General features: G+C 68.7%; 26 protein-coding genes. 8 read left to right on the forward strand and 18 right to left on the reverse strand.

All coding sequences use genetic code 11. From position 1 onward, the window contains the following. The first annotated feature begins 5 nt into the window (after positions 1-5). Together ACFOPI_RS01655 and ACFOPI_RS01660 are read left to right on the forward strand one after the other, a co-directional pair. Positions 6-1,037, forward strand: coding sequence for a patatin-like phospholipase family protein (locus tag ACFOPI_RS01655; protein ID WP_382170095.1), 1,032 nt, complete (start codon positions 6-8; stop codon positions 1,035-1,037). A gap of 73 nt (positions 1,038-1,110) precedes the next feature. Then, complete coding sequence (locus tag ACFOPI_RS01660; protein ID WP_382170097.1) at positions 1,111-1,911, forward strand: SDR family NAD(P)-dependent oxidoreductase; 801 nt, start codon at positions 1,111-1,113, stop codon at positions 1,909-1,911. Between the two features lie 25 nt (positions 1,912-1,936). On the opposite strand, the gene infA is transcribed toward ACFOPI_RS01660, so the two are convergent. The 8 genes from infA to minC all read right to left on the reverse strand — a co-directional run bounded on the left by infA (position 1,937) and on the right by minC (position 7,631). Next, positions 1,937-2,194, reverse strand: coding sequence for a translation initiation factor IF-1 (gene infA, locus ACFOPI_RS01665; protein WP_382170099.1), 258 nt, complete (start codon positions 2,192-2,194; stop codon positions 1,937-1,939). Between the two features lie 32 nt (positions 2,195-2,226). Beyond that, a complete protein-coding gene (locus ACFOPI_RS01670) occupies positions 2,227-2,511 on the reverse strand; it encodes a hypothetical protein (protein ID WP_382170101.1) in 285 nt (94 codons plus the stop codon). A 367-nt stretch (positions 2,512-2,878) separates the two neighbouring features. Then, positions 2,879-3,730 (reverse strand): hypothetical protein, encoded by an 852-nt coding sequence (locus tag ACFOPI_RS01675; RefSeq protein WP_382170103.1) that lies wholly within the window; start codon positions 3,728-3,730, stop codon positions 2,879-2,881. Positions 3,731-3,748: 18 nt separating this feature from the next. Further along, positions 3,749-5,239: a M48 family metalloprotease gene (locus tag ACFOPI_RS01680; protein ID WP_382170105.1), complete on the reverse strand. Its 1,491-nt coding sequence runs from the start codon at positions 5,237-5,239 to the stop codon at positions 3,749-3,751. 46 nt (positions 5,240-5,285) lie between these two features. Further along, a complete protein-coding gene (locus ACFOPI_RS01685; RefSeq protein ID WP_382170107.1) occupies positions 5,286-5,726 on the reverse strand; it encodes an acyl-CoA thioesterase in 441 nt (146 codons plus the stop codon). A gap of 18 nt (positions 5,727-5,744) precedes the next feature. Further along, on the reverse strand, positions 5,745-6,005 hold the full coding sequence (gene minE / locus ACFOPI_RS01690; RefSeq protein ID WP_066260762.1) for a cell division topological specificity factor MinE: 261 nt from the start codon (positions 6,003-6,005) through the stop codon (positions 5,745-5,747). A 2-nt stretch (positions 6,006-6,007) separates the two neighbouring features. Continuing rightward, entirely contained in the window at positions 6,008-6,823 is an 816-nt protein-coding gene (minD, locus tag ACFOPI_RS01695; RefSeq protein WP_382170109.1) for a septum site-determining protein MinD, read from the reverse strand. A 19-nt stretch (positions 6,824-6,842) separates the two neighbouring features. Beyond that, positions 6,843-7,631: a septum site-determining protein MinC gene (gene minC / locus ACFOPI_RS01700; protein WP_382170111.1), complete on the reverse strand. Its 789-nt coding sequence runs from the start codon at positions 7,629-7,631 to the stop codon at positions 6,843-6,845. A 120-nt stretch (positions 7,632-7,751) separates the two neighbouring features. Between minC and ACFOPI_RS01705 the strand changes: the two genes are divergently transcribed. Further along, on the forward strand, positions 7,752-8,699 hold the full coding sequence (locus tag ACFOPI_RS01705; RefSeq protein ID WP_382170113.1) for a prenyltransferase: 948 nt from the start codon (positions 7,752-7,754) through the stop codon (positions 8,697-8,699). Positions 8,700-9,088: 389 nt separating this feature from the next. Here ACFOPI_RS01705 and ACFOPI_RS01710 read toward each other — a convergent pair whose 3' ends face one another. The 4 genes from ACFOPI_RS01710 to ACFOPI_RS01725 form a co-directional block, all read right to left on the reverse strand. After that, positions 9,089-11,767 (reverse strand): bifunctional acetate--CoA ligase family protein/GNAT family N-acetyltransferase, encoded by a 2,679-nt coding sequence (locus ACFOPI_RS01710; RefSeq protein ID WP_382170115.1) that lies wholly within the window; start codon positions 11,765-11,767, stop codon positions 9,089-9,091. Between the two features lie 97 nt (positions 11,768-11,864). Then, the gene (locus tag ACFOPI_RS01715; RefSeq protein ID WP_382170117.1) at positions 11,865-12,791 is read right to left on the reverse strand and encodes a histone deacetylase family protein; all 927 of its coding nucleotides are present in this window, start codon (positions 12,789-12,791) and stop codon (positions 11,865-11,867) included. A gap of 132 nt (positions 12,792-12,923) precedes the next feature. Beyond that, on the reverse strand, positions 12,924-14,132 hold the full coding sequence (gene ubiM / locus ACFOPI_RS01720; protein ID WP_382170118.1) for a 5-demethoxyubiquinol-8 5-hydroxylase UbiM: 1,209 nt from the start codon (positions 14,130-14,132) through the stop codon (positions 12,924-12,926). An 87-nt stretch (positions 14,133-14,219) separates the two neighbouring features. Beyond that, positions 14,220-15,152, reverse strand: coding sequence for a LysR family transcriptional regulator (locus ACFOPI_RS01725; RefSeq protein WP_382170120.1), 933 nt, complete (start codon positions 15,150-15,152; stop codon positions 14,220-14,222). A gap of 226 nt (positions 15,153-15,378) precedes the next feature. Here ACFOPI_RS01725 and ACFOPI_RS01730 point away from each other — a divergent pair, with 226 nt between their 5' ends. After that, positions 15,379-15,996, forward strand: coding sequence for a DUF4148 domain-containing protein (locus tag ACFOPI_RS01730; RefSeq protein WP_382170122.1), 618 nt, complete (start codon positions 15,379-15,381; stop codon positions 15,994-15,996). A gap of 145 nt (positions 15,997-16,141) precedes the next feature. Here ACFOPI_RS01730 and ACFOPI_RS01735 read toward each other — a convergent pair whose 3' ends face one another. The 3 genes from ACFOPI_RS01735 to ACFOPI_RS01745 all read right to left on the reverse strand — a co-directional run bounded on the left by ACFOPI_RS01735 (position 16,142) and on the right by ACFOPI_RS01745 (position 17,606). After that, complete coding sequence (locus ACFOPI_RS01735) at positions 16,142-16,783, reverse strand: Spy/CpxP family protein refolding chaperone (RefSeq protein WP_382170124.1); 642 nt, start codon at positions 16,781-16,783, stop codon at positions 16,142-16,144. A gap of 164 nt (positions 16,784-16,947) precedes the next feature. Beyond that, entirely contained in the window at positions 16,948-17,409 is a 462-nt protein-coding gene (gene cueR / locus ACFOPI_RS01740; RefSeq protein ID WP_382170126.1) for a Cu(I)-responsive transcriptional regulator, read from the reverse strand. Next, a complete protein-coding gene (locus ACFOPI_RS01745) occupies positions 17,406-17,606 on the reverse strand; it encodes a heavy-metal-associated domain-containing protein (RefSeq protein ID WP_382170128.1) in 201 nt (66 codons plus the stop codon). Before ACFOPI_RS01745 ends, cueR begins: the two co-directional genes overlap by 4 nt. A 124-nt stretch (positions 17,607-17,730) precedes the next feature. Between ACFOPI_RS01745 and ACFOPI_RS01750 the strand changes: the two genes are divergently transcribed. Further along, the gene (locus ACFOPI_RS01750) at positions 17,731-20,085 is read left to right on the forward strand and encodes a heavy metal translocating P-type ATPase (RefSeq protein WP_382170129.1); all 2,355 of its coding nucleotides are present in this window, start codon (positions 17,731-17,733) and stop codon (positions 20,083-20,085) included. A gap of 18 nt (positions 20,086-20,103) precedes the next feature. Here the strand turns inward: ACFOPI_RS01750 and ACFOPI_RS01755 are convergent, their stop codons facing one another. Continuing rightward, positions 20,104-21,528, reverse strand: coding sequence for a peptidoglycan-binding protein (locus ACFOPI_RS01755; RefSeq protein ID WP_382170131.1), 1,425 nt, complete (start codon positions 21,526-21,528; stop codon positions 20,104-20,106). Between the two features lie 37 nt (positions 21,529-21,565). Then, entirely contained in the window at positions 21,566-21,994 is a 429-nt protein-coding gene (locus tag ACFOPI_RS01760; protein ID WP_382170133.1) for a lysozyme inhibitor LprI family protein, read from the reverse strand. Between the two features lie 219 nt (positions 21,995-22,213). Between ACFOPI_RS01760 and ACFOPI_RS01765 the strand changes: the two genes are divergently transcribed. Next, positions 22,214-22,807 (forward strand): hemerythrin domain-containing protein, encoded by a 594-nt coding sequence (locus ACFOPI_RS01765; protein WP_382170135.1) that lies wholly within the window; start codon positions 22,214-22,216, stop codon positions 22,805-22,807. Between the two features lie 143 nt (positions 22,808-22,950). Then, on the forward strand, positions 22,951-24,171 hold the full coding sequence (locus ACFOPI_RS01770; RefSeq protein ID WP_382170137.1) for a YbfB/YjiJ family MFS transporter: 1,221 nt from the start codon (positions 22,951-22,953) through the stop codon (positions 24,169-24,171). Positions 24,172-24,198: 27 nt separating this feature from the next. Here ACFOPI_RS01770 and gstA read toward each other — a convergent pair whose 3' ends face one another. Then, entirely contained in the window at positions 24,199-24,810 is a 612-nt protein-coding gene (gene gstA, locus ACFOPI_RS01775) for a glutathione transferase GstA (protein ID WP_382170139.1), read from the reverse strand. Between the two features lie 176 nt (positions 24,811-24,986). Between gstA and speB the strand changes: the two genes are divergently transcribed. After that, positions 24,987-25,913 carry an agmatinase gene (gene speB / locus ACFOPI_RS01780; RefSeq protein WP_382170140.1) on the forward strand — a complete coding sequence of 309 codons (927 nt, stop codon included), beginning with the start codon at positions 24,987-24,989 and terminating at the stop codon, positions 25,911-25,913.

The raw sequence follows: 25,913 nt of genomic DNA on the forward strand, positions 1-25,913 counted from the left end.
GCGACATGCGCCTGCCCTGGCACGCCGCCACGCCCGCGCTGAACCTGGCGCTGCAGGGCGGCGGGGCCCACGGCGCCTTCACCTGGGGCGTGCTCGACGCGCTGCTGGAGGACGGGCAGATCGCCTTCGACGGCGTCAGCGGCACCAGCGCGGGCGCCATGAACGCGGTGGTGCTGGCCCAGGGCCTGATGGACGGTGGCCGAGAGGGCGCACGCGCCGCCCTGCGTCGCTTCTGGACCGCCGTGGCCGCCAGCCTGCCGTTCGAGGTGGCCGTGCCACGGGCCGACGGCTCGGGTTACCAGCTGGCACCGGCCATGCGGCTGATGCTGCAGTGGACCCATCATTTCACGCCCGAGCAGCTCAACCCCTTCGACCTCAACCCGCTGCGCGACGTGCTGCGCCAGCAGCTGGACATCGCGGCCCTGCGTCAGCGCTCGCCGGTGCGGCTGTTCATCGCCACGACCGAGGCCAACACCGGCCGGCTGCGGCTGTTCCGCAACGCCGATCTGTCGCTGGACGCGGTGCTGGCCTCGGCCTGCCTGCCGCGCCTGCACCGCAGCGTGCTGATCGACGGCCAGCCGCACTGGGACGGTGGCTACGCGGCCAACCCTGCCGTCTACCCGCTGCTGCTGGAAACCCCCACGCGCGATACGCTGCTGGTGATGCTCACGCCGCTGCGCTACGCCGCCACACCGCAGTCGGCGCAGGATATCGAGCACCGCATGCAGGAACTGGCGTTCAACGCCACCTTCCTGCGCGAGATGCGCATGTTCGCGCACCTGCGCGAGCGCATTGCCCACATCGGCTGGTGGCGCCGCGGCCCGCTGGAACGGCGGCTGGCCGAGACGCGCTTCCACGCCATCGAGCCCGGCCCGGTGCTCGGGGAACTGGGCACCGACACCAAGGCCGCCGCCGGACAGCGGTTCTTCGAGATGCTGTTCGAGGCAGGCCGGGGGCAGGGCCGGCAGTGGCTGGAGGCGCACCGGCTGGCCGTCGGCCGCCACGGCACTGTCGAACTTGCGGGGTTGTTTGGTTGACCGCAGGCCGGCCCTGCCCAGAATAGGGGGCCGGATCGCCCAGGCGGGCCGTCCCCCACCCGGAGAAACACCCATGAGCTCTCTCTTGCAGGGCCGCACCGCCCTGGTCACCGGCGGCGCCCGCGGTCTGGGCGCCGGCATGGCTCAGGCCCTCGCCGCGGCCGGCGCGGCCGTGATGATCGGCGACATTCTCGAAGACTCGGGCCGCGAGACGGCCAGCGCCATCGCCGCCACCGGCGCCCAGGCCGCCTTCGTGCAGCTGGACGTGACCGACGAGGCCTGCTGGCTGGCGGCCATCGCGGCAACCCACACCCGCTTCGGCGGCTTCGACATCCTGATCAACAACGCCGGGGTCGAGGAGACCGCGCTGGTGTCGGAGCTGGATGCCGACGCGCTGCGGCGCATGCTGGACGTGAACATCGTAGGCACCGCGCTCGGTCTCAAGCACGCGTTTCGCACGATGCGCCCGGGGGGTCTGGCCGGCCAGGGCGGCGCGGTGGTGAATGTGGCCTCGGTGGCGGCCACCATTGCCTTCCCGGCGATTGCCGGCTACTCGGCCACCAAGTCGGCGGTGGACCGGCTCACCCGCGTGGCCGCCATGGAGGCGGGCCAGCTGGGCTATGGCGTGCGGGTGAATTGCATCTACCCGGGCCTGGTGCCGACCGACATGGGCATGAAGCTGGCGACCGACGTGGTGACGGCCGGGCTGTTCCAGACACCGGAGGCCGCGGTCGGCGCCATCGTCGCGCAGACGCCGCTGGGGCGCCTGGGCACGGTGGCCGACATGGCCGATGCGGTGGTGTTTCTGTGTTCCGACGCCGCGCGCTTCATCACCGGCGCGGGCCTGCCGGTGGATGGTGGCATGGGCATGTGAGCCCCGCCGCGCCGCGGTGGACCGCTCAGCGCTGCGGCTTGCGCGGCGCCATCGGGCCGCGGCCCTCGATGTGGCGGAAGTTGATGCGGCCCTTGGTCAGGTCGTAGGGCGAGAGTTCGAGCGAGACCCGGTCACCCGCGAGGATGCGGATGTGGTTCTTCTTCATCTTGCCGGCGGAGTAGGCGATCAGCTGGTGACCGTTGTCCAGCGTGACGCGAAAACGGGTGTCGGGCAGCACCTCGTTGACGATGCCCATCATGTCGATCAGTTCTTCCTTGGCCATGGTGTGGTTCTCCTGGAGTCGTGGGATTCGGATCAGTTGGGTTGGATCGCGGGGCGCGCGGCGTCGCGCACCCAGTCGATGCCCTGGGCCATGGCGTATCTTGCCGCGGCTTCGTGGGTGGCGAAATCTTCGGTGAAGCGCATCACACGGTCGGTGCTGGCGCTGCCGGTGCCGCTGGCGATGGATACGAAGGCGGCAAAGCGCCCGTCCGCCAGGGCCCGCGGGCGGGCGCTGATGCGGTAACGCCCCAGGGTCAGGGGGGCGGAGGAACAAGGGGTCCGCACCACAGGGGCGGACGCGGGAAACGTCTGGATCATCAAGAACTTCTATGGGCAGGACCTGCGGCTGGGCCGCCGGCCCGACAAGGCCCGACTGACAAGGTGGCAGCCCCAGGGTGCCGGGGTGCCCTGCTGCTCCGACCGGAAACACCGCACCGCATCAGCGGTGCTGGAGGTCTCTGGTACCCGCCCTCGGCAGAGGCATGGGGAGGGCAGCGGGGAAAAAGTGCCTCGCCGGGGGACCGCGTTGGGTGCGGTGAGGGCTTGGCTCGCGATGGAGGGGCTGGACAGACCGACCCTCTGCCGGGGTGGTGGGCCGCGCCAGGGGCGCTGCAACCGGGTCTGTCGCCCAAGGCGAAGCCGCTAATGTACCACGATGTGGAAAAACATGCCAGGCGGTGCCAACTCAACGGCCACAGCGCAGACGAAACTGTTCGTCGCGCACCTTCTTGCGGTCGCGCCGCACCGAGTCCTGTTCGCGCGGCGGCAGCGGCTGGCGCGCGTAATCGTCCAGCACAGCCACCAGAGTGTCCAGGCGCCGGCATTCGTTGGCCTTCTGCTGAGCGGCGTTCAGCGGTGCGGCCGGACCATCACCCGCCCTTTGCGGTGCAGCCACCTTGGCGGGCCTTGCCAGTGCTTCCCGGTTGCGGGCGAACAGGATTTGCTCAGCCAGCGACAGGTTCGCCGGCACGGTGTGCATGGCGACGATCTCGGCACCGCGGTGCTGGCAATGCACCACCGACCAGAACTGGCCCGCGCCGCGGCAGCGGAACAGTGTGGCGCCACCCGCGCCTTCGACACTCAGCGCGGTCGTGGTGTCGACCAGGCTGCCGCGCATGCCGGCCGGGCAGGGGCCGTCGGTGTAGGTCACCTCGCTGGCGTTCTCGCAGCGGTGCACCGCCGATGACGGCTCGGTGGGCGGTGGCTCGGCAGCGGGCGCCGGGCCAGCGGCAGCGGTGACCGTGGATTCAGGGACCACTGAGGGAGCGGCGGGGGCAGGCGCCGCTGCAGGCTCCGCGGCGGCCACCGGAGGTCGCGACCAGGGCCAGTTCACCAGCACATACAGCCCCAGTACCACGACCGCGGCCAGCAGCCCAATGGACAGGCCGCTCATGCCGTCTCGCTCGGGCGGCCGGAACGCGGTGTCGGACACCCGGTGCGGCGTCGGCGGCGCCAAAGGCGCGGGCCGGGAAGGCGGGATGCCGGGCGTGGTGTCCGGCCCGTTGTCGGGTTCAGGGGTCGTGTCGGGCGTTGCCATCGCAGCCTCCAGGGTGGCTCACTGTTCGGCCACGGTCTTGACCACCTGCCCCACCGGCGGATCGCTGCGGCCCCAGGTGCCGTTAAGCAGCTGGAGGCGCTTTTCGGTCAGGGGCGACTGGCGGGCCAGTTCGGCGAAGCCTCCGCGCGGCAGCGGCACGGTCTGCACCACCCAGGGGCGGGCGGCCTGCTGGTCGGCCGCGGTCATGGCGCGGAACGACTTTTCGGCCGCCGTTAGGCCGGGCATGGCGCGGCTGCGCGCGGCGGCATCGGCCGCGAGGTAGAGCATCACGTAGCTGTTGTTCTTCGGGCCGGTGACCACGGTGGCCTCGATGGCCTGGGCCTGTCCGTTCTGTGCCTTGCGCGCACCGACGAAGTGGGTCGCGGCAAAACCGTTGATCTGGCCGCGCGTCACCTTGCCCTCGCTGGGTTGCAAGGCGTTGCGGATGATCTCGTCGTGCGTGCTGCCGGCCCGCGGCGGCATGGCGACCATGCGCAGCGCGGCGTCGCCCTGCGGAGCGACGAAGGTCAGCGCCTCGGGCTCGTTCTGGATGCGCCAGCCAGCCGGCGCGGTCATCGCCAGGCCCAGCCCCGAATGGTAGAAGTTCTGGCCTCGCGTCAGCCCCTGCTCGGGGCTCTCGCCGAAGCGCATGCCCCGGACCACCTGCAGAAAGCGCTGCGCGCCGTCCGAGGCGTAGCTGCCCTGGTACTTCGCAGCGTTCTGGCTGATCTGCTGCAGGCGCTGGTCGTTGCTGGGGTGGGACGACAGCCAGTTGGCGCCCTCGGGCGTGGGGCGGCCTTCGGCGCGAGCCTCTTCGATGGCAAACGCTTCCTGCAGCTTGAGCACCCGGATCACGTCGATCATGTTGCGCGGGTCGTAGTTGCTGCGCGCCAGGTACTCGGCGCCCAGGCTGTCGGCCTGCAGCTCCTGCTCGCGGCTGTACTTCGCGACGTACCCGGCGGCCACGCCCTGTGCCATCTGGCCGAACATCTCGGTGCCGCCCGAAACACCGACCTTGCTCTCCAGCACCGCACCCAGCACCGTCGCGGCCAGCACGCCCAGACCCGCGGTCTGCTGGCGCGTCGCGCGCTGGGCGCCGTGGCGGGCGGTGACGTGGCCGATCTCGTGGCCGATGACACCGGCCATGTCGGCCTCGCTTTCCATGTAGGCCAGGATGCCGCGCGTGATGTAGACGTAGCCGCCGGGCAGCGCAAAGGCGTTGATCTCCGGGCTGTCGAGCACGGTGAAGGTCCAGGGGATGTTGGCGCGGTGCGACTGCTTCGCCAGCTTCTGGCCGACCTCGTTCACATAGGCCTGCAGGCGCTCGTCCTTGTAGACGCCGTATTCCTTGAGCACCTCGTCGTGGGCCTTCTTGCCCTCGGCCAGCTCGGTGCGCTCGTCCAAGACCGTGCGCTCGGACTGGCCGGTGACGGGGTTGACCACGGTGGTGCCGCAACCGGCCAGCAGGGTCGCGGCCAGCAGCAGGGCGCTGGCGAGAAGTCTCGGCATTCTGGGCTCCTGTCAGCGGCCTTCACCGCCATGGGAGCCATGATAGTCAGCTCAGCGGTGCAAGGGCGCGCAGCTGCGCCAGAAAAACCGCTGGCACGTCGGCCGGCTTGCGCATGGCGGGGTTGATGAAGACGATGCCGATCTTGCCCCGCGCGACCTCGCGGCCGGTGTCCACGCAGTCCATGCAGTAGGCCAGGTCGAAGCCGCAGCGGCTGAAGTCCTGCGGCAGCATGCGCACCCGCATGGTCTCGCCGTGGAAGCCCTCGGACTTGTACTGCGCCACCAGGTCGCCCACCACGATGGGACAGCCCGCCACGTCGGACTCCCGGTAGCCGAGAGACTTGAAGAAGCGCACCCGTGCCTCGGACACCAGGGTCAGCAGCTGGGCGTTGTCCAGGTGCCCGCCCTGGTTGACGTGGCTGATGTAGATCTGGATCTGCGTCGAGAAGACGAAGTGCCGGGGCAGGTCGACCTGGATGCGGCTCAAGGCGTCACCTGCCTGCGGTCACTTGCGGTCCGGCAGCTCGATCTTGACTTCCAGCACATCCAGGTTGTCCTGGCGGTCCAACTGGACCTTGATGTCTTCCTGGTTGATCTTGATGTACTTGCTGATCACGGCCACCAGCTCGCGCTGCAGGGCCGGCAGGTAGTCGGGCTCGGCGGCATTGCGGCCGCTGCGTTCGTGCGCCAGGATGATCTGCAACCGTTCCTTGGCGACGCTGGCGGTCTTCTTTTTCTCGCCCAGGAAGAAGGACAGGAACGACATGCTCATTTGCTCCCGAACAGGCGCTTGAAGAAGCCGGGCTTCTCGGCATCGACAAACCGCAGTGGCTTGTCCGCACCCAGGAAGCGGTCGATTACGTCGCTGTAGGCCTCGGCCACGTCGGTGCCCTTGAGGTGGATCGCGGGTGTGCCCTGGTTGGACGCGGTCAGCACGTTCTCGCTCTCGGGAATCACGCCGATCAGCTTGATGCGCAGGATGTCCTGGATGTCTTCGAGCGAGAGCATCTGCCCGTCGGCCACGCGGTTGGGGTTGTAACGCGTGATCAGCAGGTGTTCCTTGATGGCTTCCTTGCCTTCGATCGCGCGTTTGGTCTTGCTGCCCAGCATGCCCAGGATGCGGTCGGAGTCGCGCACGCTGGAGACTTCGGGGTTGGTCACCACCAGCGCCTCGTCGGCGAAGTGCATGGCCATCAGCGCTCCGGTCTCGATGCCGGCGGGCGAATCGCAGACGATGTAGTCGAAGCCCATGCCCGCTAGGTCGTTCAGCACCTTTTCGACGCCGTCCTGCGTCAGTGCGTCCTTGTCGCGGGTCTGGCTGGCGGCCAGCACGAACAGGTTGTCGCAGGTCTTGTCCTTGATCAGTGCCTGGTTGAGGTTGGCCTCGCCATGGATGACGTTGATCAGGTCGTAGACCACGCGGCGTTCGCAACCCATGATCAGGTCCAGGTTGCGCAGGCCGACGTCGAAGTCGATGACAGCGGTCTTGTGGCCGCGCAGCGCGAGGCCCGAGGCGAAGCTGGCGCTGGTCGTGGTTTTGCCCACGCCGCCTTTGCCGGAAGTGACGACAACGATCTTGGTCATGAGACAGGTTCCTTCAGGGTCAGGGATTCAGGGATTCAATGACGAGCTTGTCGCCCTCGGGGCCGGACATCAGGCGCACCTGCCCGGGTTTGCCCAGCACGTCTGCCGGCAGCGGGGTGTCGCTGGTGCGGTAGATGCCGGCGATGGAAATCAGCTCGGGGTCCATGGACATCGCGAAGATGCGGGCCTCGGCGTTGCCGCGCGCACCGGCGATGGCCTTGCCGCGCAGCGGCGCGTAGACGTGGATGTGGCCGTCTGCGATGACCTCGGCACCGGGGTTGACCATGGCCAGCACGACCAGGTCGCGGCCCCGCGCATAGACCTGTTGGCCCGAGCGCAGCGGTTTGTCGATGACCAGGGCGCTGGGCGGCGCGGTGGGAGCAGGGGCCATCGCCGGAGCCGGTGCGGCAGGGGCCGCCTGCTGGACGGGCACCTCAGGTGTGCGCGCAGCAGCGCTGCGCTGCACGGTGGCGTCCTGGGCCGGCATCAGGCCGGCCAGTTCGGCGGCCGCGGTCTGAGCATCGTTGCCACCGCGCACCGCCACCGGCTCCAGCCGGAACCGGCGCAGCAGCGAGACCAGCGCAGGGAAATCGACCAGGCTGTCGGTCTGCTCGCCCGTCTGCAGCGGCGACAGGTCGACCAGCAGCGGATCGTGGTCGAAGAAGTCGGGAATGTCGCCGTAGCGCTGGGTCATTTCCTCGGCCAGCTGGCCGAGGTCGGCGGTCTTGAGCAGCAAGGCCACCAGCGGCAGCTGGGCGCTCTTGATTTCGAAACTGGTCGGGGCGCTGGCGCTGAGGACGGTGGACATGAATCCGGCAGGGAACAGAGGGCCGGAAGGGGTCCGGCCAGGTCGGCGGGCAGTTTACCAGCCGACCACCGGCGGCCCGCATCCGCACCGTGTCCACATGTGTCGGGCACACTGCGCGCCATGGACGCTCCGAATACCCCCCACGGTTCCTCAGGCTGGCGCCCCGGGCTCTGGTGGCGCATGACCCGGCCGGCCTTCCTGCTGCTGACCATCGTGGCCTGTGCGCTGGGCACGGCCACCGCCTCGGCCTGCGGCTGCGGGCTGGATCCGCCGCTGGCCTTCGGCACCGCGGTGCTGGCGGTGATGGCGCACGCCGCCGGCAATGTGCTCAACGACCTGCACGACGCGCGCAGCGGCGCCGACGCCGGCAACACCGGCGGCATTTTTCCCTTCACCGGCGGCTCTCGCCTGATCCAGAACGGCGAGACCAGCGAGCGCGAGACAGCCGACCTGGCCAACGCCCTGCTGTTGCTGCTCGTACCCGGCGGCCTGCTGCTGGCGGTGAAGGCCGGGGGCGGGGTGATCGGGCTGGGGCTGGCCGGGCTGTTGCTGGTCTGGGCCTATTCGGCGCCGCCGCTGAAGCTGATGGCGCGCGGCCTGGGCGAGCTGACCGTGGCATTGGCCTGGTTTCTGGTCGTGGTGGGTGCCGACTACGTGCAGCGACGCCAGTTCTTCGTGATCCCGGCCAGCGTGGCCCTGAACTTCGCGGCCATGGTGGCGGCCTTGCTGCTGATCAATGGGGTGCCGGACGCCGCGGCCGACGCCCGGGTCGGCAAGCGCACCCTGGCGGTGCGGCTGGGGCCCACTGGTGCCTGGGCGCTCTACACCGCGCTCACCCTGGGGGCCCACGCCTGGCTGGTGGTCTCGGTGTGGCTGCTGATTCCGCCGGTGCCCGCGCTGGGCGGCCTGGTCTCGCTGCCGCTGTCCCTGTTCGCTTCGGGCTGGCTGTTCCGCCACCGGCACCAGACCGCTCATCTGCGCCCGGCCCTGGCCGCCACGGTGGCGGCCACCCTGCTTCACGGTCTGGGCATGGCGGCCGGTTTTGCCTGGCTGGGCGGGCAGCACTGAACAGTTTTCAACAACTCTGTTGATAACTTTTTAAGAACACCATGGTTATCCACAACAGAAGGCCTTTGCGCCAAGTTGTTCCTTTTCGGACTGAACAGCGTCAGAACTTTTCGAACAGTGTTTGAAGGCTTCCAGCTTTTTGATTTCAAAGGAAAAAACAGGCTTGTCCACACCCGGGGCCGCCCTCTACTACTACAACGATTTAGAGATATTGAGATAGTTAAACAAGATAGGGACAAAAAAAGCGCCGCCGGAGGGGGCTCCGGGGCGCTTCTTCAAGTGCAGATACCTTGTCCAGAACGGCCGTGGAACCGGCTCAGCCGGGCCACAGGCCGTGTCCCCCTCCCGCAGGAGAGGGGGAAGCCGCTCAGCGGCGCAGGGGGTGCTTCCTACAGCGAATGGGTGACGAGCTTGAAGTCCGGGTCTTCCGCGAACGGCTTGATCTGGAAGCCCAGCCCCTTCATCAGCTTGAGCATGCCGGGGTTGTTGGCCAGCACCAGGCCCTCGATCTCGGCCAGCCCCTTGTCCCGGGCCTCTTCCATGATGCTGAGCATCAGGCGCGAGCCCAGGCCCTTGCCGTTGAAATCGTCGGCCACCACCAGCGAGAACTCGCAGCTGGATTTGTCCGGGTTGGTGATGTAGCGCGACACTCCCACGACACGCTCGGTCTCGACGATCTCGCCGTCCTCACCGGCCTTGCGCTCGCGGTGGATCGCCACCAGGGCCATCTCGCGGTCGTAGTCGATCAGGGTCAGGCGCGAGAGCATGGACGGCGGCAGCTCGGTCATGCTGGAGACGAAGCGGTAGTAACGGCTCTCGGGCGATAGGTTCTGCACCAGGTCCTGCAGCATCTGGGCGTCGTCCGGGTGGATCGGGCGGATGGTGTACTCGCCACCGCCGCGCAGCGGCCAGACCTGCTCGTAGCGCGCCGGGTAGGGCAGGATGGCCAGGTGGGCGTAGTTGCGGGCCGTGGCCGGCGCGCTCTCGATCACGATGCGGGCGTCCACCGCCACCGCGCCGTCCTCGTCCACGATGATGGGGTTGATGTCCATCTCGCGCAGCTGGGGCAGCTCGCAGACCATCTCGGAAACGCGCAGCAGCACGTGTTCAAGCTCTTCCATGTCGATTGCCGTCGCCCCGCGCCATTCGCCCAGGGTGTCGGCCACGCGTGAGCGCTCGATCAGGCGCCGCGCCAGGAACTGGTTGAGCGGCGGCAGCTCCATCGCCTGGTCGCCAATCAGTTCGATCATGGTGCCGCCGGCGCCGAAAGCGATCACCGGGCCGAAGGGGTCGTCGGTCTTGAGGCCGATGTAGAGCTCGCGCCCGCGCTTGCTGCGCGCCATCTTCTGGATCGTCACGCCGTTGATCTTCGCGCCGGGCTGCAGCCTGGCCACGCTCTGGATCATGGTGTTGTAGACATCGCGCACCGCGGTCGCGTTCATCACGTTCAGCGCCACGCCGTTGACGTCGCTCTTGTGGCTGATGTCGGGCGAGTCGATCTTGAGCGCCACCGGGTAGCCCAGCTGGGTCGCGATCATCATGGCCTCGTTGGCCGAACGCGCCAGTATGGTCTGCGTGACCGGGATGTGGAAGGCCGACAGCAGGGCCTTGGACTCCATCTCGGTCAGCACCTTGCGGCGCTCGGTCAGCACGTTTTCGATGATCAGGCGAGCGCCTTCGATGTCGGGCTGGGCCAGGGTCGACAGCGGCGGTGGTGTCTGCTGCAGCAGCTGCTGGTTCTGGTAGAAGCTGGCGATGTTGCCGAACGCGCCGACGGCGGCTTCCGGCGTGCGGAAGCTCGGAATCGCGGCCTTGCCGAGCACTTCGCGGGCCTCGGTCACCGAGGCGTCGCCCATCCAGCAGCACAGCAGCGGCTTGTTCATGCGCACCTTGGCTTCCGCCATCACCTGGGCGATGGCGGCGGCGTCGATGCCGGCCTTGGGCGAGTGCACCACCAGCACCCCGTCGACCGAGCGGTCGTGGCCGGCAGCCTCGATGGCGGCACGGTAATGCTCGGCGGTCGCTTCTTCCGAGACATCGATCAGGTCGTTGAGCGAAGCCAGCGGCGGCAGCTTGGGCTTGAGCGCGGCCATGGTTTCCGGGGCCAGCTTGCCCAGTTGCAGCGCGATCTCGCTGATCCAGTCGGCGGCGAGCACGCCCGGGCCGCCGCCGTTGGTGACGACCGCCAGGCGCTTGCCGACCGGCCGGTAGCGTGAGGCCAGGCATTTGGCCGCAGAGAACAGCTCGACGAAAGAGCGCACCCGCACAGCCCCGGCGCGGCGCAGTGCGGCGTCGAACACGTCGTCGCTGCCGACGATGGCCCCGCTGTGGGTCTGAGCGGCCTCGTTGCCGGCGGTCTTGCGGCCGGCCTTGAGCACCACCACGGGCTTGGCATTGGCGGCGGCGCGCAGCGCACTCATGAAGCGGCGGGCGTTGGAGATGCCTTCCAGATAGACGACGATGCTGTGCGTTTGAGCGTCGGATGCCAGGAAATCAAGCACCTGGGCGATGTCGACCGCCGTCTTGGGGCCCAGCGACACCACGGTCGAGAAGCCGACCCTGTTCTGGCCGGCCCAGTCCAGGATGGACGAGGTCAGGGCGCCCGACTGCGACACCAGGGCCAGCGGACCGATGGCCGCCAGCGGGCCGGCGACGCTGGCGTTCAGGCCGCTGCGCGGGCGCTGGAAGCCCAGGCTGTTGGGGCCTAGCAGGTGCATGCCATGACGCCGGGCGACCTGGTGCAAGTCGGCGGCGATGTCGGCGTTGGCACCGCTGCCCACGACCAGTGCCGCCTTGCACCTGATGCGTCCGGCCACTTCGAGCGCAGCCAGGGCCTCGGCCGGCGGCAGCGCGATGATGGCCAGGTCGGCCCGCGTCTGGGCCAGGTCGGCCAGGGTGCCGCTGGTGTGGATGTCGAGGAAGACGAGGGTGCCCGAGAAGCGCTGGCCGGTCAGCGCGGCGCACAGCGTGCGCGCGTGGGCGATCTGGCTGTCCGGGTCCTCGTGGTTGCCGGCGAAGACCGCAATGGTGTCGGGCTGGAAGAGGGGGGTGAGGTAGTGTTTGTCCATAGAGGTTCAGGTTTTGCCGCCGGGCCGCCCCAAGGCAAAACGCGCCCCCTTTGGGGGGCAGCGACCCGTGAAACGGCGGAGCGTGGGGGCCCTCATCTCAGTCTGCGCCGATCAGCACACGCACGTGTGCCGCGACGCTGCGGGCCAGCGGGCTGAGCACGTAGCCACCTTCGAGGCAGGAGATGACGCGGCCTTGACAGTGCTTTTCGGCGACTTTCATCAGTTGCTGAGTCACCCAGGCGTAGTCCGACTCGACCAGGCCCAGGTTGCCCATGTCATCCTCGCGGTGAGCGTCGAAGCCGGCCGAGATGTAGATCAGCTGCGGCTGGAAGGACTCGAGTGCGGGCAGCCAGTGCTCGGTCACCGCGGCGCGGAAGGCGTCGCTACCCGAGCGGCTGGGCAGGCCGACGTTGACCATGTTTGGGCCCACGGCCTGCTCGCCGTTGAAGGGATACAGGCCTTTTTCGAAGATCGAGCACATCAGCACGCGCTCGTCGCCGCGGAAGATGTCCTCGCTGCCGTTGCCGTGGTGCACGTCGAAGTCGATCAGCGCTACGCGTTCGAGGCCGTGTACGTCCAGCGCGTGGCGGATGCCCACAGCGACGTTGTTGAAGAAGCAGAAGCCCATCGCGGCCGAGCGCTCGGCGTGGTGGCCGGGCGGGCGGATGTTGCAAAAGGCGGTGGGGGCTTCACCAGCCAGCACCAGGTCGGTCGCCTGCACCGCAGCGCCCGCGGCGCGCAGCGCGGCCTGCAGCGTGTGCGGGCACATGTTGGTGTCCGGGTCGACCGCGCGCAGGCCCTCTCTGGGCGAGGCCTCGAAAATTTCCCTGACGTAGAGCGAGGCGTGGGCGCGGCCCAGCTGCTCCTCGGTGGCCAGCGGCGCGTCGTAGGGCACCATGTAGTCCAGCAGTCCCTTGACCAGCAGGTGGTCGTTGATGGCGCCCAGGCGCTCGGGGCACTCGGGGTGGTGCGTGCCCATGTCGTGGCGGGCGCAGTCGGCGTGGCTGATGAAGGCGGGCAGCATGGTTCGGGTCTCCTCGGGGCGGTACATGGCCGGGCGACTGCGCGCCCGTGCCGATTGATTTCCATCAATCTAGACCTGGAGCCTGACAGCTGCCTTGACGCAACGCAACAAGGCTCTGTGGTTCGCCGGGGGTCAGCCCAGCCCGGTGAGAGAAGCCGCGACCGCCCGTTTGAATGGCGTGAAGCGCTCCCCGAGTTCGACCATGCCGCGCCGCAGCCAGCGTGCGGGCACGTGTTCGCGGGTGTAGAGCGTGGCCACTGCGTGCGTGGCCATGTAGAGGCCGCGTGCGGCGCGCTGGTGGACCATCTGGTAGCGCTCCAGCAGTTGCGGCGAGGCGATGTCCTGGCCACTGCGGTGGGCCTGGATCAGCGCCTTCGACAGGGTGTCGATGCTGCGCAGGCCGAGGTTGAAGCCGTGCGCGGTGACCGGGTGCATGCCGACGGCGGCGTCGCCCACGACAGCGAAGCGCTGCGCCACGAAGCGCCGCGCCCACACCCCCACCAGCGGGTAGGCATGGCGCGTGCTCACCAGGCGCATGTCGCCGAGTTGGCCGCCGAAGCGCCGGGTCATCTCGCGGTTGAAGCTGCCCTCGTCCATCTCCAGCAGGGGCTGGATGGCCTGGTGCGGCAGGGTCAGCACCACCGACGAGCGCGGCAGGCCGCTGGCCGGGTCGGGGTTCATGGGCAACAGGGCCAGGGTCTGGCCATGGTCGAACCACTCCCAGGCGGTTTCGTGGTGCGGTCGCTCATGGGTCATGTTGCAGACCAGCATGGTGCGGCCATAGTCGTGCATGTCGGCGGCGATGCCCATGGCTCGGCGAGTCGACGAGTGGCGGCTGTCGGCGGCCACGACCAGGCGGGCCGACAGGGTCTCGCCACCAGCCAGGGTCAGGCGGGCCGCCTGTGCGTCGGTCTGGATGCCGGTGACCTGCTGGCCGCAGCGCAGACCGGGTGGCGGCGCATCGCCCTCGCCCATCGCGGCCTCGAAGGCGGCGCGGCGGATGTGGTGGTTGGCAACCAGAAAACCCAGCTCGGACTTGGGGCTCAGGTCGTGGCCGATGCGCATGCGCGATTGCGCCCTGCCCACACCGCCGTCGAGCACCAGCGCGTCTTTCAGCGGCGCGATGTTCGCTTCACCCAGCCGCGGCCACAGACCCAGCTGGCGCAGCAACTCGGCGCTGTGCTGGGTCAGGGCGATCTCGCGCCCGTCGAAGACGGGGTGCTGCAGCGATTCGAGGGGGTTCTGTTCGATCAGGGTGGTGCGCAGGCCGCTGCCGCGCAGCGCCCGGGCCAGGCTCAGGCCGGCCGGCCCGGCGCCCACGATGAGGAGGTCGTGTTCCATGGCGCGGCAGCTTACGTGCGCGCCACCGCCAGGGGATTGACTCAGGTCAACGGCCGGCCTTTGACCTGGGGCAGGAGAAACGCCGACTCAGCAGGCGCCGCAGCCGACCAGGGCCTGCGTCACGCGCTCGCGCGTCCGTTCGGTCAGGTGGTCCAGAAACACCTGGGTGCGCTGCGGCAGGAACTTGCGGCTGGGCAGGGCCGCGTAGAGCGTGAAGCGGCCGGTGATCCAGGGCGCGAGCACGCGCACCAGTGCGCCGCTGGCCAGGTGCGGCGCGGCCAGCTCGACCGTGGTGCCGGTGATGCCGGCGCCGTCCAGAGCGGCCCGCATCAGCGTGTCGGTGTGGTTGGCCCAGAGCACCGGGGGCACGTCCAGCAGCACCTCGTCGTCCCGGTCGCTGCGGAACAGGCGCAACTGCCGGCTGCGGGTGCCCATGTCGGGCTTGATGCGCAGGCAGTCGTGCTGCAGCAGGTCCTGCGGCGTGGCGGGCGTGCCCCGGCGTGCGAGGTACGCCGGAGACGCAACCAGGAAGGCCTCGGTCGTGTTCACCTTGCGGGCAATGATGTTGGCGTCATAGCCCTCGTCTGTGCCCATCAGCGTGATGTCGAAGTCCTCGATCGGGGGCTCGCGGTGGCTGGCCACCTCGATGTCCAGCTGGATCTGCGGGTAGCGCTGGTGGAAACTGGCGACGATCGGTGCCAGCACGTGCGTGGCCAGCACCGGCGGCGCCAGCACCCGCAGCGTGCCCGAGAGCTGCTGGGTGTGCGAACTCACCAGCGAATGGGCGTCGTCCAGGTCCTGCAGGATGTGGCGCACGCGTTCCAGGTAGGCCTCGCCGGCGTCGGTGAGCGACTGCCGGCGCGTGGTGCGCTGCAGCAGCCGGGTGCCCAGGTGTTCTTCCAGGTCGGCTACCAGACGCGTCACCACGGCGGGCGACATGTCCAGCGCCCGGGCGGCGGCGGCAAAGCCGCCTTCGTCCGCCACGCGAAGAAACACACGCATTGAGGTCAGTCGGTCCATGGGTCGATGGTGGGGGGTTTCAACCGGGTGATTGTTGCTGATTTAGAAACAGACTGGAGATGATCCGGTGATTTTTCTTCTTCGGATGAAATTTTAAAGTTCACCCATCGCGAAAGAATCCCTTCCGAAACACAACGCAAAGAAGCGAAACCGCCGCGAAAAGACGCCCGACCCCCGGGCCGGCACCATCACTTCACCGTTTCACACCTTCTTGAAAGGAAGCACCATGAAAGCCTCTTACCTCTCCAGCATCGCCCTCGCCGTGGCCGCCCTCTCGGCCGGTCAGGCTTTCGCCGCCGACGCCGATGCGCCCCTGACCCGTGAGCAGGTCCGCGCCGAACTGATCCAGGCCCAGCAGGCCGGCGACGTGATCGGCGACAACGAATCCGGTCTGACCCTGCGCGAGATGTATCCCAACCGCTACCCGGCCGCCGCCACTGCCCAGGCCAAGACCCGCGCCGAGGTCAAGGCCGAGCTGGCCGCCGCCCAGCGCGAGGGCAACGTGATCGCCGACAACGAGTCCGGCCGCACCGCCCGCGAGATCAACCCCACGGCCTACGCCGCCGCGCCCAAGACCCAGGGCCTGACCCGTGAGGAAGTGCGTGCCGAGCTGCGCGCGGCCCAGGAAAGCGGCAACGTGATCGCCGACAACGAGTCGGGCCGCACGCTGCGGGAGGTGTACCCGAACCGCTACCCCAAGGACACCGTGGCCCAGGCCAAGACGCGTGAGCAGGTCAAGGCCGAGCTGGCCGAAGCCCAGCGCACCGGCGACATCATTGCCGACGGCGAAAGTGGCAAGAAGCTCAACGAGCTCTACCCCAGCCGCTACCCCAAGGCGAACTGATGGGCTGGGCCCGCTGCGACAGCCATTGAAGGCGGTGCGCAGCGGTGGCTGGACAAGGTTGCAAGGAACAAAAAAGCCCCGGCGAACCGGGGCTTTTTTGCGTTGAGAAGAAAGGTTCAAGGCATGCCGATGCATGCCGGGGGCATCAGCTGGTCTTGGCGCCTGGGCCGTCGCAGCCCATGCCGCCGTCCATGCCGCCCATGCCACGGTGACCGCCGTGGCCACCTTTGCCGCCCATGCGGTGTTCACCCTTCATGCCGGCGCGGTGCATACCGCCGTGGGCCTGGGTGTCGAACACCTTCTGCTGCTCGGGGGTGAGCGCGGCGTAGAAGGTCTTGACCGCCTCGATGCGTTTGGCCATCGCGGCGTCGCGCTCGGCGCGCAGGGCCTGCATCTTGTCCAGGCGCTGCGGCGTGGTCAGCTGGTTCCAGTCTTCGCGGGCCATGCCCGGCTCGTTGGCCGGGGGGGTGGGCGCGGTGCCGGCGACGTAGGCGTTCCAGGCGGCTTCCTGCGAGGCGGTGATCTTCAGGGCCGACTTGAGTTGTGCCTGGTGTTCTGCGTGGCGCTTGGTCATCTGCTCCATGCGCTGGGCGCGGCGCTCTTCCCACTTTCTGCTGTCGGCGCCGGCTTGCGGGCCCTGGCCGCGTTGACCCATGTGCTGGGCGTGCATCTGCGGGTCCATGCCCTGGTGCTGGCCCATGCCCTGGGCGATGGCGGTGGCCGAGACACCAGCGATGCCGGCGAGGATGGCGGCGACGATGAGGCTGCGTTTGACAAAGGGTTTCATGCTGAGGCTCCTTGAGGTTGAGGGGGTGGACACCGGGGCGGGACCCCGAAGTGCCATGGGTTCAGTGTCGAACCCCCGTGTGAACCGCTGTCGGCCTTTGTGATGCTGTCCGGTAAAGATATGTTCCGGTTTCAGCGAGCCGCTGTGGGTGGGCTTGATCTGCGTCAAGGATGGGCCAGGTCGTCCAGGATCGGACAGTCGGGCCGCTCGTCGCCGGGGCAATGGCACAGCAGCGTGTGCAGGCTGCGCTGCATGGCCTGCAGCGCCTCGATGCGCTGGGCCAGGTCGTCGTGGTGCTTCTGGGCGATGCGCTTGACGCTGGCGCTGCTGCGGCGTCGGTGGTGCCACAGGCTCACCAGCTCGGTGATGGCGTCGAGACCAAAGCCCATGTCGCGCGCGCGGCGGATGAAGCGCAGCGTGTGCACGTCGGCCAGGCTGTACTGGCGGTAGTTGCTTTCCGTGCGTGCGACGTCGCCCAGCAGGCCCAGCGACTCATAGTGGCGCAGCATCTTGGGCGAGATGCCCGAGAGCTGCGCAGCGGTGCCGATGCTGACCGGCCAGCGAGTGGCCGCGTCCTGAACGACGTCGCTGTCCGAAACCGGAGTGCCGGCCAGATCGGATTTCATGCCGCTACGGAATAGCCTTCTTCGCGGATCGCGGCCGCCACCGCCTCGCGCGGCTGGGCGGTGTTCACCTCGACGAGGTTCTGCGCGCGGTCGATCTTGACCTCGGCTTGCGGGTCCAGGGTCATGATGGCCGTCTGTACGGCGCGTTCGCAGTGGCCGCAGGTCATGCCCTGTACGGTGAAGGTCTGTTGGCTCATGGACGTCTCCGGTGGATTGAAACCGCGCAATGATGCACCTTGACACGGTGTCAAGGTCAAGCGGCCTGGGTGGATACACCTTGTGGCTTGACCTTCCCATGGGGGTAAACCTTATGCTCACCCCATGAACACCGCCACGATGGAATTGAACGACGACACCTGCCAGATCGACCTGGGCATCGGTGGCATGACCTGCGCTTCCTGCGTCTCGCGCGTGGAGAAGGCCCTGCGCAAGCACCCGGGCGTGGAGACGGCGACGGTGAACCTGGCGACGGAGTCGGCGCGCATCGTCTACCGCGGCAGCGACGCCACCCACGCCGCGGCGCTGATGCGGCGGGCGGTGCGGGACGCAGGCTACGAGCCACGGGCCATGGACGCACCCGAGGTGGAACAGGAGCGGTTCTGGGGCCTGCCGGCGGACCTCTGGCCGGTGGTGATCGGCGCGCTGCTGTCGGCGCCGCTGGCCCTGCCCATGGTGGGCGACCTGTTTGGCAAACACTGGATGTTGCCGGCGTGGATCCAGTTCCTGCTGGCGACGCCGGTGCAGTTCTGGCTCGGCGCGCGCTTCTACAAGGCCGGCTGGCACGCGCTCAAGGCGATGACCGGCAACATGGAGCTGCTGGTGGCCATCGGGACCACGGCGGCCTGGGCGCTGTCCACCTGGCTGTGGTTCAAGGCCGAGCCCGGTGAAATGGTGCACCTTTACTACGAAGGCGGTGCGGTGGTGATCACCCTGGTGCTGCTGGGCAAGTGGCTGGAGGCCCGGGCCAAGCGGCAGACCACCGACGCCATCCGCGCGCTGCACGCGCTGCGGCCCGAGACAGCCCACCTGGTGCCCGACGGCATCAAGCGCACCGAGATGAGCGATGTGCCGGTGGACGAACTGCTGGCGGGCGACATCGTGCGCGTGCTGCCTGGCGAGCGCTTCCCGGCCGATGGCGAGCTGCTGCTGGGTGAGACCCAGGCCGACGAATCGATGCTGACCGGCGAAGCGATGCCGGTGCCCAAGCGCCCGGGCGACCGCATCACCGGCGGCTCGCTCAACGGTGAGGGCTCGGTCGAGCTGCGGGTGAAGGCGGTCGGTGCGCAGAGCGTGCTGGCCCACATCATCGCCCTGGTGCAGGACGCGCAGGCCGGCAAGGCACCGGTGCAGCGCATGGTGGACCAGGTGGCGGCGGTGTTCGTGCCGGTGGTGCTGGTGGTCGCGCTGGTCACGCTGGCGGGCTGGCTCTGGGCCGGCGCACCGGTGGAAGACGCACTGCTGCACGCGGTGGCGGTGCTGGTGATCGCCTGCCCCTGCGCACTCGGCCTGGCGACGCCGGCCGCCATCATGGCAGGCACCGGCGTGGCGGCGCGCCACGGCATCCTGATCAAGGACGCGCAGGCGCTGGAGATCGCGCACAAGGTCGACACCGTGGCCTTCGACAAGACCGGCACGCTGACCGTCGGAAAGCCGCGCTTGCTGCTGATCGAGGCGGTGCCGGGCGCCGACGAGGAGGCGGTGCTGGGTGCGGCGGCGGCGCTGCAGGCGCAGAGCGCGCACCCACTGGCGCATGCGGTGCTGGAAGCGGCCACTGCGCGCGGCATGACCGTGGCCGCCGACGCGGCCCGGGAGGTGCAGGCGGTGACCGGTCGTGGCACGCTGGGGCAGATCAAGGGTGTGACGCTGGCGCTGGGCAGCCTGCGCTGGATGGACGAGCTGGGTGTGCCGCTGGGGCCGCTGGCGCTGGCGGTGCACAAGCACCAGGCCGACGGGGCCACGGTCTCGCTGCTGGCCAGCCGCTCGGGCGACGACCAGCCGTGGTCGCCGCTGGCCCTGCTGGCCTTTGGCGACGAGCCCAAGCCTGGTGCGGCTGGGGCGCTGGCGGCGCTGAAGGCCCAGGGTCTGCGGGTCTACATGGTCTCGGGTGACAACCGCGGTGCGGCCGAGGCCATGGCGCGGCGGCTGGGCATGGATGTGGACGGCGGCGCGGTGATCGCTGAGGTGCTGCCGGGGGACAAGGCGGCGGTGGTGCAACAGTTGCGCCGTGGTGGCCATGAGTTCAGCGCCGGGCCGCCCCAAGCTGAATTCGCTCCCCCTCGGGGGGCAGCGACCCGCGCAGCGGTGGGGCGTGGGGGCCAGCACACCGTCGCGATGATCGGTGATGGGGTGAACGACGCCCCGGCCTTGGCCGCCGCCGATGTGGGCATCGCCATGGGCAGCCGCGAAGGCGGCTCCGACGTGGCCATGCACGCGGCCGGCATCACCCTGATGCGCGGCGACCCGGCGATGGTGCCGGCGGCGCTGGACATCTCGCGGCGCACGGTGAGCAAGATCCGGCAGAACCTGTTCTGGGCCTTCGCCTACAACGCTGCCGGCATCCCGCTGGCGGCGCTGGGCTACCTGAGCCCGGTGCTGGCCGGCGCGGCGATGGCGCTCAGCTCGGTCAGCGTGGTGAGCAACGCGTTGCTGCTCAAGCGCTGGAAACCCGGGTGCTGAAACCGCCCGGGACGCCGGTCACTGGCGAATGGCTTCGGCTGTGCGTTCGGCCGTCGGGGCAGGTGGGGCTGGTGCCTCCACCAGGGGCTGCGAGGGCCGGTAGCCGTCGAGCGCCTGCTGCGTGTCCAGCTCGCGCATCTGCTTGAAGTCGTTCTGGAACAGGATCTTCTGGCCGTCGTTGCGAAGCTGGATGTGGGTGACCTCGCCCAGCGCGGCGCGGTGCTCCAGCAGGTAGTTCTGTGACGACTCAGCGATGCGGTGGATCTGAGCGTCGGTGAACCGGCCGCCGGCCCTCAGACTGTCGACCATGCGCTGCAGGGTAGCCGCGCTGGTGGCGTCCAGCGCCGGGGCAATGCCCAGCGCCTGGAGCGTGGAGCGGTCGCCGAAACCGGTGGGGGCGAGCCGGTGCTCGCGCTGGAACTCGGTGAGCAGGCGCTCGGTGCCCGGACCGAAGTCGCTGTCGTCCTTGAGCGCCTTGCCGTGGCGCTGCAGGGCCTGCTGCAGCAGCCGCACGTCCGCACCCTTGTCTCCGCGATCGAGCACCGACGGGTCGTTGACATCTCGCCGGTAGGCAGCCAGGGCCGTCTGGATCTCGGGGATCTGGCGTTCTTCGGAAGGGCGGTAGCTGTCGCTGGCCACCTGGCGGTGCGCGGCTTCCATCGCGAGCGCGTGGCCGGGCTTCTGGAAGTTCTCCTGGTACTGGCGGGCGAGTTTGCCGGCTTTGGGCCCTGCAAAGTAGCTCACGGCCGCTTTCTGCTGGTCCACCGCCTGCATGAAGCGCTCGTAGTCGGCGCCATCCCGCAGCACCTCGACGAGCTTGTTGTAGGTTCTGGGGCGCTGGTTCTCCGCCTTCGCGAGCACACACATCACTTCCAGTTTGCGGTCATCGGGAATGCGGGAACCATAACGATCCAGGGCGTCCTTGGCGTCGTCGGCAATGGCCTGGACCTGTGGAAAGTCGATGTGCCTGTGAATCCACTGCTGGCCTTCCGGCGAGCTGGCCCAGGCGTTGATGGTGTTCAGGTGTTCGGCGGAGATGAAACGGATCGACGGGTTTTTTCCCTCGCCGTTGCCATGGCTGAGCAGATCCTGGCGCAGCGTGGAAAGCCTCGCCGCGTTGTCCGGAAACGGGTGCTTGTGGGCTCTGGCGTAAGCGGCCGCTTCTGCGATCACCGCATCGACGTACGTGGTTTCGCCAGTCTTTAGCGGGCGGCTTTCTATCGAACCCAGTGGCCAGGTACCACGCTGCCCGAGATCGACCTGGATGCTGCCGATGGAGTAGCCGCTGTTGTCGGCGACCTTTGTGATGTCGCCCCACTGGCTCGGGGTGACGCCAGCCACGCTCAGCCTGTAGGAGCTGTTGCCGCCCTCTGTGCCCCGACCGACGACGAAATAGACCGCGCCACTGCGCTGGATCGGGTCGTTGATATCGATGTTCTTCATGTTGTTCCTCCCTGTGATCTCTGTCTGACGTTTGGAGTCAGTTCAGGTCCAGATGCAGTTGCAACTGCTGACGCCGCTGCGCGATCCACCGGATCTCGTTCGTCGAGACGGACAGATCCGAGCTGCCTCCCTGGTGGTAGTAGACCGACGTGGCGAAGCCTCTCTCGTTGTCCAGGAATGCGGTCCATGCGGCCTGGGATTTCGCCAGAGACTTGCGCTGCTCGTCGTTGAGCTTGCTCGCCAATTGCTTGTAAAGCAGATCAAGTTGTTTGAGCTGCCATGCCTTTTCGTTCTGTATGCACGGCGCCTGCTCCACCCGCCCATTGGCTTTCTTCATGCAATCCAGGTACGCCTTGCTCTCCAGCTGCCCCAGCGCGGGCGGGGTTTCCGGTGTTTCGGTGGCGACGGAGGCGCAGCTGGCGGCGCCCAGGGACAGGGCGAGGAGGGCGATTCGGATGTGTTTCATGGTGCGGGTGTGTGACAGCAGTGGAAAGAGCCGGGGCGGGCCCGGAACCCCAAAAATGCTAGCACTTTGGTTTGCAACGACTTGTAAGACCTACCCCCATCGGAGGGGCTGGCTTGCAAGGCTTGACGTGGGTCAAACCCCCGGGCGCCGGGCTCCGCCATAGTCGCGGAAACATTCGCCGACCGGACGGTCGGCTCTGCCTTGCCTGGAGACAAACCCATGAGCCATGAAGCCCTGCGCGTCATTCGCGAAGAACACGCCACCCTGGCGGCCATGCTGCAGTCGCTGACGCAGCTGGTGCGGCGCGGGCCCGAGGTCAACGGGATGGACGACTCCAACCGCTTTTTCGATGTGCTGCGCGCGATGCTGTTCTACATCGACGAGTTTCCCGAGCGGCACCACCACCCCAAGGAGTCGGACCTGCTGTTCCCGCGCGTGGTCAAGGCCGCGCCGCACACCATGGCCACCATCGACCAGCTGGAGCGCGACCACCTGCGCGGAGAGCCCCGGGTGCGCGAACTCATGCACATGCTGGTGGCCTGGGAGCTGCTGGGCGACGGGCGTCGGCAGTGCTTCGTCGAGGAGGTCACGCGCTACGTGGACTTCTATCTGGAGCACATGCGGCTGGAAGAGACCGTGATCCTGCCGGAGGCCGAGCGCCACCTCACCGAGGCCGACTGGCACGCGCTCAACGCCGCCTTCGCGACCAACCAGGACCCGCTGAACGGCCGCATCCCGCGCGATCCGCAGTTCGACCGCCTGTTCACGCACATCGTGATGAAGGCGCCGGCGCCGGTGGGTCTGGGCGGGTAGCGGGCTCCCACGCTCCGCCGCTGCGCGGGTCGCTGCCCCCCAGGGGGGCTGATCCGCCTTGGGGCGGCCCAGCGGCGGATCGTTGGCCCCCACGCTCCACCGCTGACGCGGGTCGCGGATTCTGGGCGCGCCACAATGGGTGCATGTTCCGGCCCGCGTCACACGACCCCATTCCCTACGGGCGCCTGGCCCTGGCCCTTTCGCTGGGTGCCGCGGTGTCGCTGGGCATCACCCGCTTTGCCTACGGGCTGCTGCTGCCGCCGATGCGCGAGGACCTGGGCTGGAGTTATGCGCTGGCCGGGTCGATGAACACCGCCAACGCCGTGGGCTACCTGGTGGGCGCGATGGCCATGGCCCGGTTGCTGCAGCGCATGTCGCCCAGCCGGCTGTTTGTGGTGGGGGCTGTGCTGGCCACGCTGTTCATGGCGGCCAGCGGCTTCTTCACCAGCGCGGCGGCGCTGATGCTGCAGCGGCTGCTGGCGGGCGTGGCCAGTGGCCTGGTGTTCAGCACCGGGGGTTTGCTGGCGGCGCGGCTGGGGGCGCGCCAGCCGCAGCGCAGCGGCCTGCTGCTGGGGCTGTACTACGGCGGTACGGGCATCGGCATTGCGCTGTCGGCGTTGCTGGTGCCACTGGTGCTGACCATGGCCGAGGGGCGGCCGCATGCCTGGTCCTGGGGCTGGTGGGCGATGGCGCTGCTGTGCGCAGGTGCCACGGCGCTGATGATCTGGCCGGCCCGGGTGCTGGACCGGCTGGAAGCCACGCCGCCGGTGCCGGCCACCGGCGCTGCCGGGTCCATGGTGGTGCCGCGCCGTTTCCGCTGGCGCGACTTCGCTTTTGGCCTGCTGGGCTATCTGGGGTTCGGCATGGGCTACATCGGCTACATGACCTTCGTGATCGCGCTGCTGCGCGAGCAGGGGGCCAGTGCCACGGCCGTCACGGTCTTCTACACGCTGCTGGGCCTGGCGGTGATCGCGTCCTCGCGCATCTGGGCCGGTCTGCTGGACCGCCACCGCGACGGCCAGCCGCTGGCGCGGCTGAACGCGCTGCTGGGCGTGGCCGCCATCCTGCCGGCGCTGACCACCGCCTGGCCGCTGCTGCTGGCCTCGGGCCTGCTGTTCGGCGCGGTGTTCCTCTCGGTGGTCGCCAGCACCACGGCGCTGGTGCGGCACAACCTGCCGCCGTCGCAGTGGGCGGCCGGCATCAGCGCCTTCACCGTGACCTTCGCGGCGGGGCAAATCGTCGGCCCCACGGTCGTTGGTTTTATCGCCGACGGCCCCGGCGGTCTGGCGCGCGGTCTGGTGTTCTCGGCCGGCGCGCTGTGGCTGGGGGCGCTGCTGGCCTTGCGGCAACGCGCTCTGAACTGAAGCACGCCCAGCCGGAGCGTGGGGGCCTTATTTCCCGAGGCCTTCGGCCTTGAGCGCCGCCTGCACTGCCGGACGGGAGCCGACGCGGGCGCGGTAAGCGTTCAGGTTCGCCAGCCCGCTGATGTCCACACCCACGAAGGCCGCCCAGTTGGTGACGGTGAACAGGTAGGCGTCGGCCACGCTGAACGCATCACCCAGCAGGTACTGCTTGCCGGCCAGTTCGCCGTCGACCCAGGTCAGGCGCTGCACAAGACGGTCCTTGGCGAGCTGCTTGGCCTCGGCCGGCATGGCGGGGTTGAACAGAGGCGAGAAGCCCTTGTGCAGTTCGGTGCCGATGAAGGTCAGCCACTCCATCAGGCGGTAGCGGCCCAGGGTGCCATAGGCCGGGGCGAGCTGCTTCTCGGGCACCTGGTCGGCGATGTACTGGACGATGGCCGGGCCTTCGCGCAGCTTCTCGCCGTCGGCCATCACCAGCAGCGGCACATAGCCCAGCGGGTTGATGGTGTAGTAGTCGGTGCCGTCGGGCAGCTGGTGGGTCTTGGTCGGGGCCGGGATGGCCTCGAAGGGCAGGCCGGACTCGTGCAGCACGATGTGGGGTGAGAGCGAGCAGGCGCCGGGGGAGTAGTAGAGCTTGAGCATGGTGGTCTCCTTGAGGGTGAACGGTGAAAGCGGTCGATCCTATCGGGCCGCCGGTTTTTCTGCAGGACGCGGGCCTGGCCCGGCGGGTGGGTGCTCAAGTGGCTCCGTCGAGTTGCCTGCTTCGATGTATCTTTCGGGCCAATTGGGCCCCTGCTGCCCGCCACTTCCTTCGAGCCATGGCCACCGGTCAATTCGCTTTCGCCCTCAACACCAACCGTTTTCTCGCCTGCGCGCCGCTGGCCGACCAGCCCTTTGCCATTTCGGGCGTGCCCTACGACGGCGTGGTGACCAACCGCCCCGGCGCGCGCTTCGGGCCGCAGGCGATCCGCGCCGCCAGCCTGATGCTGTGCGACGGCATCCACCCGGTCTTCGACGTCTCGCCGCTGGACCTGCTGGGCGATGCGCTGGACATGCGCCTGCCCAACGCCTCGCCGCTGCCCGAGGTGCGCGCGCACATCGAGCGGCAGGCGGCCGAGCTGATGGCGAAACACCATTGCGTCTTCCTCGGCGGTGACCACTCGGTCACGCTGTCGCTGCTGCGTGCGGCCCGTGCGAAGCATGGCGAGGCCCTGGCCTGCGTGCATTTCGACGCCCACTGCGACACCTGGACCGACCATTTTGGCGAGCCCTCGGGCCACGGCACCTGGACGTATGAGGCGATTCAGGAGGGCCTGATCAGCGCCGAACACACGGTGCAGATCGGCATCCGCTCCCCCGGTGTGCGCGCCGCGCGCGAGTACGTGGCCGACCAGGGCGGCCAGATCTTCACCGCGCGTGCGTTGCGCGGCCTGGACGGCGCGGCGCTGGGCCCCGTGCTGGCGGCGATCCGCGAGCGCATCGGCCACCGGCCCTGTTACCTGACGCTGGACATTGACGTGCTGGACCCGGCCTTTGCGCCCGGCACCGGCACGCCCGAACCGGGTGGCCTGACCAGCGCCCAGGTGCTGACGTTCATCGAGGAACTGGCCGGGCTGAACTGGGTGGGCATGGACTGCGTGGAGGTGGCACCGGCCTACGACCACGCCGAGCTCACCACCAACGCCGCCGCCACCTTCGTCTGGGCCTACCTTTGCGGCCAGGTCGCCAAGCGCACGAGGACCTGA

Source organism: Hydrogenophaga luteola (assembly GCF_042648585.1).
Taxonomy (GTDB): Bacteria; Pseudomonadota; Gammaproteobacteria; order Burkholderiales; family Burkholderiaceae_C; genus Hydrogenophaga; species Hydrogenophaga luteola.

Coding starts and splice junctions, on each gene's coding strand:
- minD (WP_382170109.1), bottom strand. CDS start 6,823: ATGACCAAGATCGTTGTCGTCACTTCCGGCAAAGGCGGCGTGGGCAAA.
- ACFOPI_RS01680 (WP_382170105.1), bottom strand. CDS start 5,239: ATGCCGAGACTTCTCGCCAGCGCCCTGCTGCTGGCCGCGACCCTGCTG.
- ACFOPI_RS01750 (WP_382170129.1), top strand. CDS start 17,731: ATGAACACCGCCACGATGGAATTGAACGACGACACCTGCCAGATCGAC.
- ACFOPI_RS01660 (WP_382170097.1), top strand. CDS start 1,111: ATGAGCTCTCTCTTGCAGGGCCGCACCGCCCTGGTCACCGGCGGCGCC.
- infA (WP_382170099.1), bottom strand. CDS start 2,194: ATGGCCAAGGAAGAACTGATCGACATGATGGGCATCGTCAACGAGGTG.
- ACFOPI_RS01705 (WP_382170113.1), top strand. CDS start 7,752: ATGGACGCTCCGAATACCCCCCACGGTTCCTCAGGCTGGCGCCCCGGG.
- ACFOPI_RS01725 (WP_382170120.1), bottom strand. CDS start 15,152: ATGGACCGACTGACCTCAATGCGTGTGTTTCTTCGCGTGGCGGACGAA.
- minC (WP_382170111.1), bottom strand. CDS start 7,631: ATGTCCACCGTCCTCAGCGCCAGCGCCCCGACCAGTTTCGAAATCAAG.
- ACFOPI_RS01655 (WP_382170095.1), top strand. CDS start 6: ATGCGCCTGCCCTGGCACGCCGCCACGCCCGCGCTGAACCTGGCGCTG.
- ACFOPI_RS01745 (WP_382170128.1), bottom strand. CDS start 17,606: ATGAGCCAACAGACCTTCACCGTACAGGGCATGACCTGCGGCCACTGC.
- speB (WP_382170140.1), top strand. CDS start 24,987: ATGGCCACCGGTCAATTCGCTTTCGCCCTCAACACCAACCGTTTTCTC.
- ACFOPI_RS01735 (WP_382170124.1), bottom strand. CDS start 16,783: ATGAAACCCTTTGTCAAACGCAGCCTCATCGTCGCCGCCATCCTCGCC.
- ACFOPI_RS01715 (WP_382170117.1), bottom strand. CDS start 12,791: ATGCTGCCCGCCTTCATCAGCCACGCCGACTGCGCCCGCCACGACATG.
- ACFOPI_RS01710 (WP_382170115.1), bottom strand. CDS start 11,767: ATGGACAAACACTACCTCACCCCCCTCTTCCAGCCCGACACCATTGCG.
- ubiM (WP_382170118.1), bottom strand. CDS start 14,132: ATGGAACACGACCTCCTCATCGTGGGCGCCGGGCCGGCCGGCCTGAGC.
- ACFOPI_RS01755 (WP_382170131.1), bottom strand. CDS start 21,528: ATGAAGAACATCGATATCAACGACCCGATCCAGCGCAGTGGCGCGGTC.
- cueR (WP_382170126.1), bottom strand. CDS start 17,409: ATGAAATCCGATCTGGCCGGCACTCCGGTTTCGGACAGCGACGTCGTT.
- ACFOPI_RS01670 (WP_382170101.1), bottom strand. CDS start 2,511: ATGATCCAGACGTTTCCCGCGTCCGCCCCTGTGGTGCGGACCCCTTGT.
- gstA (WP_382170139.1), bottom strand. CDS start 24,810: ATGCTCAAGCTCTACTACTCCCCCGGCGCCTGCTCGCTCTCACCCCAC.
- ACFOPI_RS01770 (WP_382170137.1), top strand. CDS start 22,951: ATGTTCCGGCCCGCGTCACACGACCCCATTCCCTACGGGCGCCTGGCC.
- ACFOPI_RS01675 (WP_382170103.1), bottom strand. CDS start 3,730: ATGGCAACGCCCGACACGACCCCTGAACCCGACAACGGGCCGGACACC.
- ACFOPI_RS01765 (WP_382170135.1), top strand. CDS start 22,214: ATGAGCCATGAAGCCCTGCGCGTCATTCGCGAAGAACACGCCACCCTG.
- minE (WP_066260762.1), bottom strand. CDS start 6,005: ATGTCGTTCCTGTCCTTCTTCCTGGGCGAGAAAAAGAAGACCGCCAGC.
- ACFOPI_RS01760 (WP_382170133.1), bottom strand. CDS start 21,994: ATGAAACACATCCGAATCGCCCTCCTCGCCCTGTCCCTGGGCGCCGCC.
- ACFOPI_RS01730 (WP_382170122.1), top strand. CDS start 15,379: ATGAAAGCCTCTTACCTCTCCAGCATCGCCCTCGCCGTGGCCGCCCTC.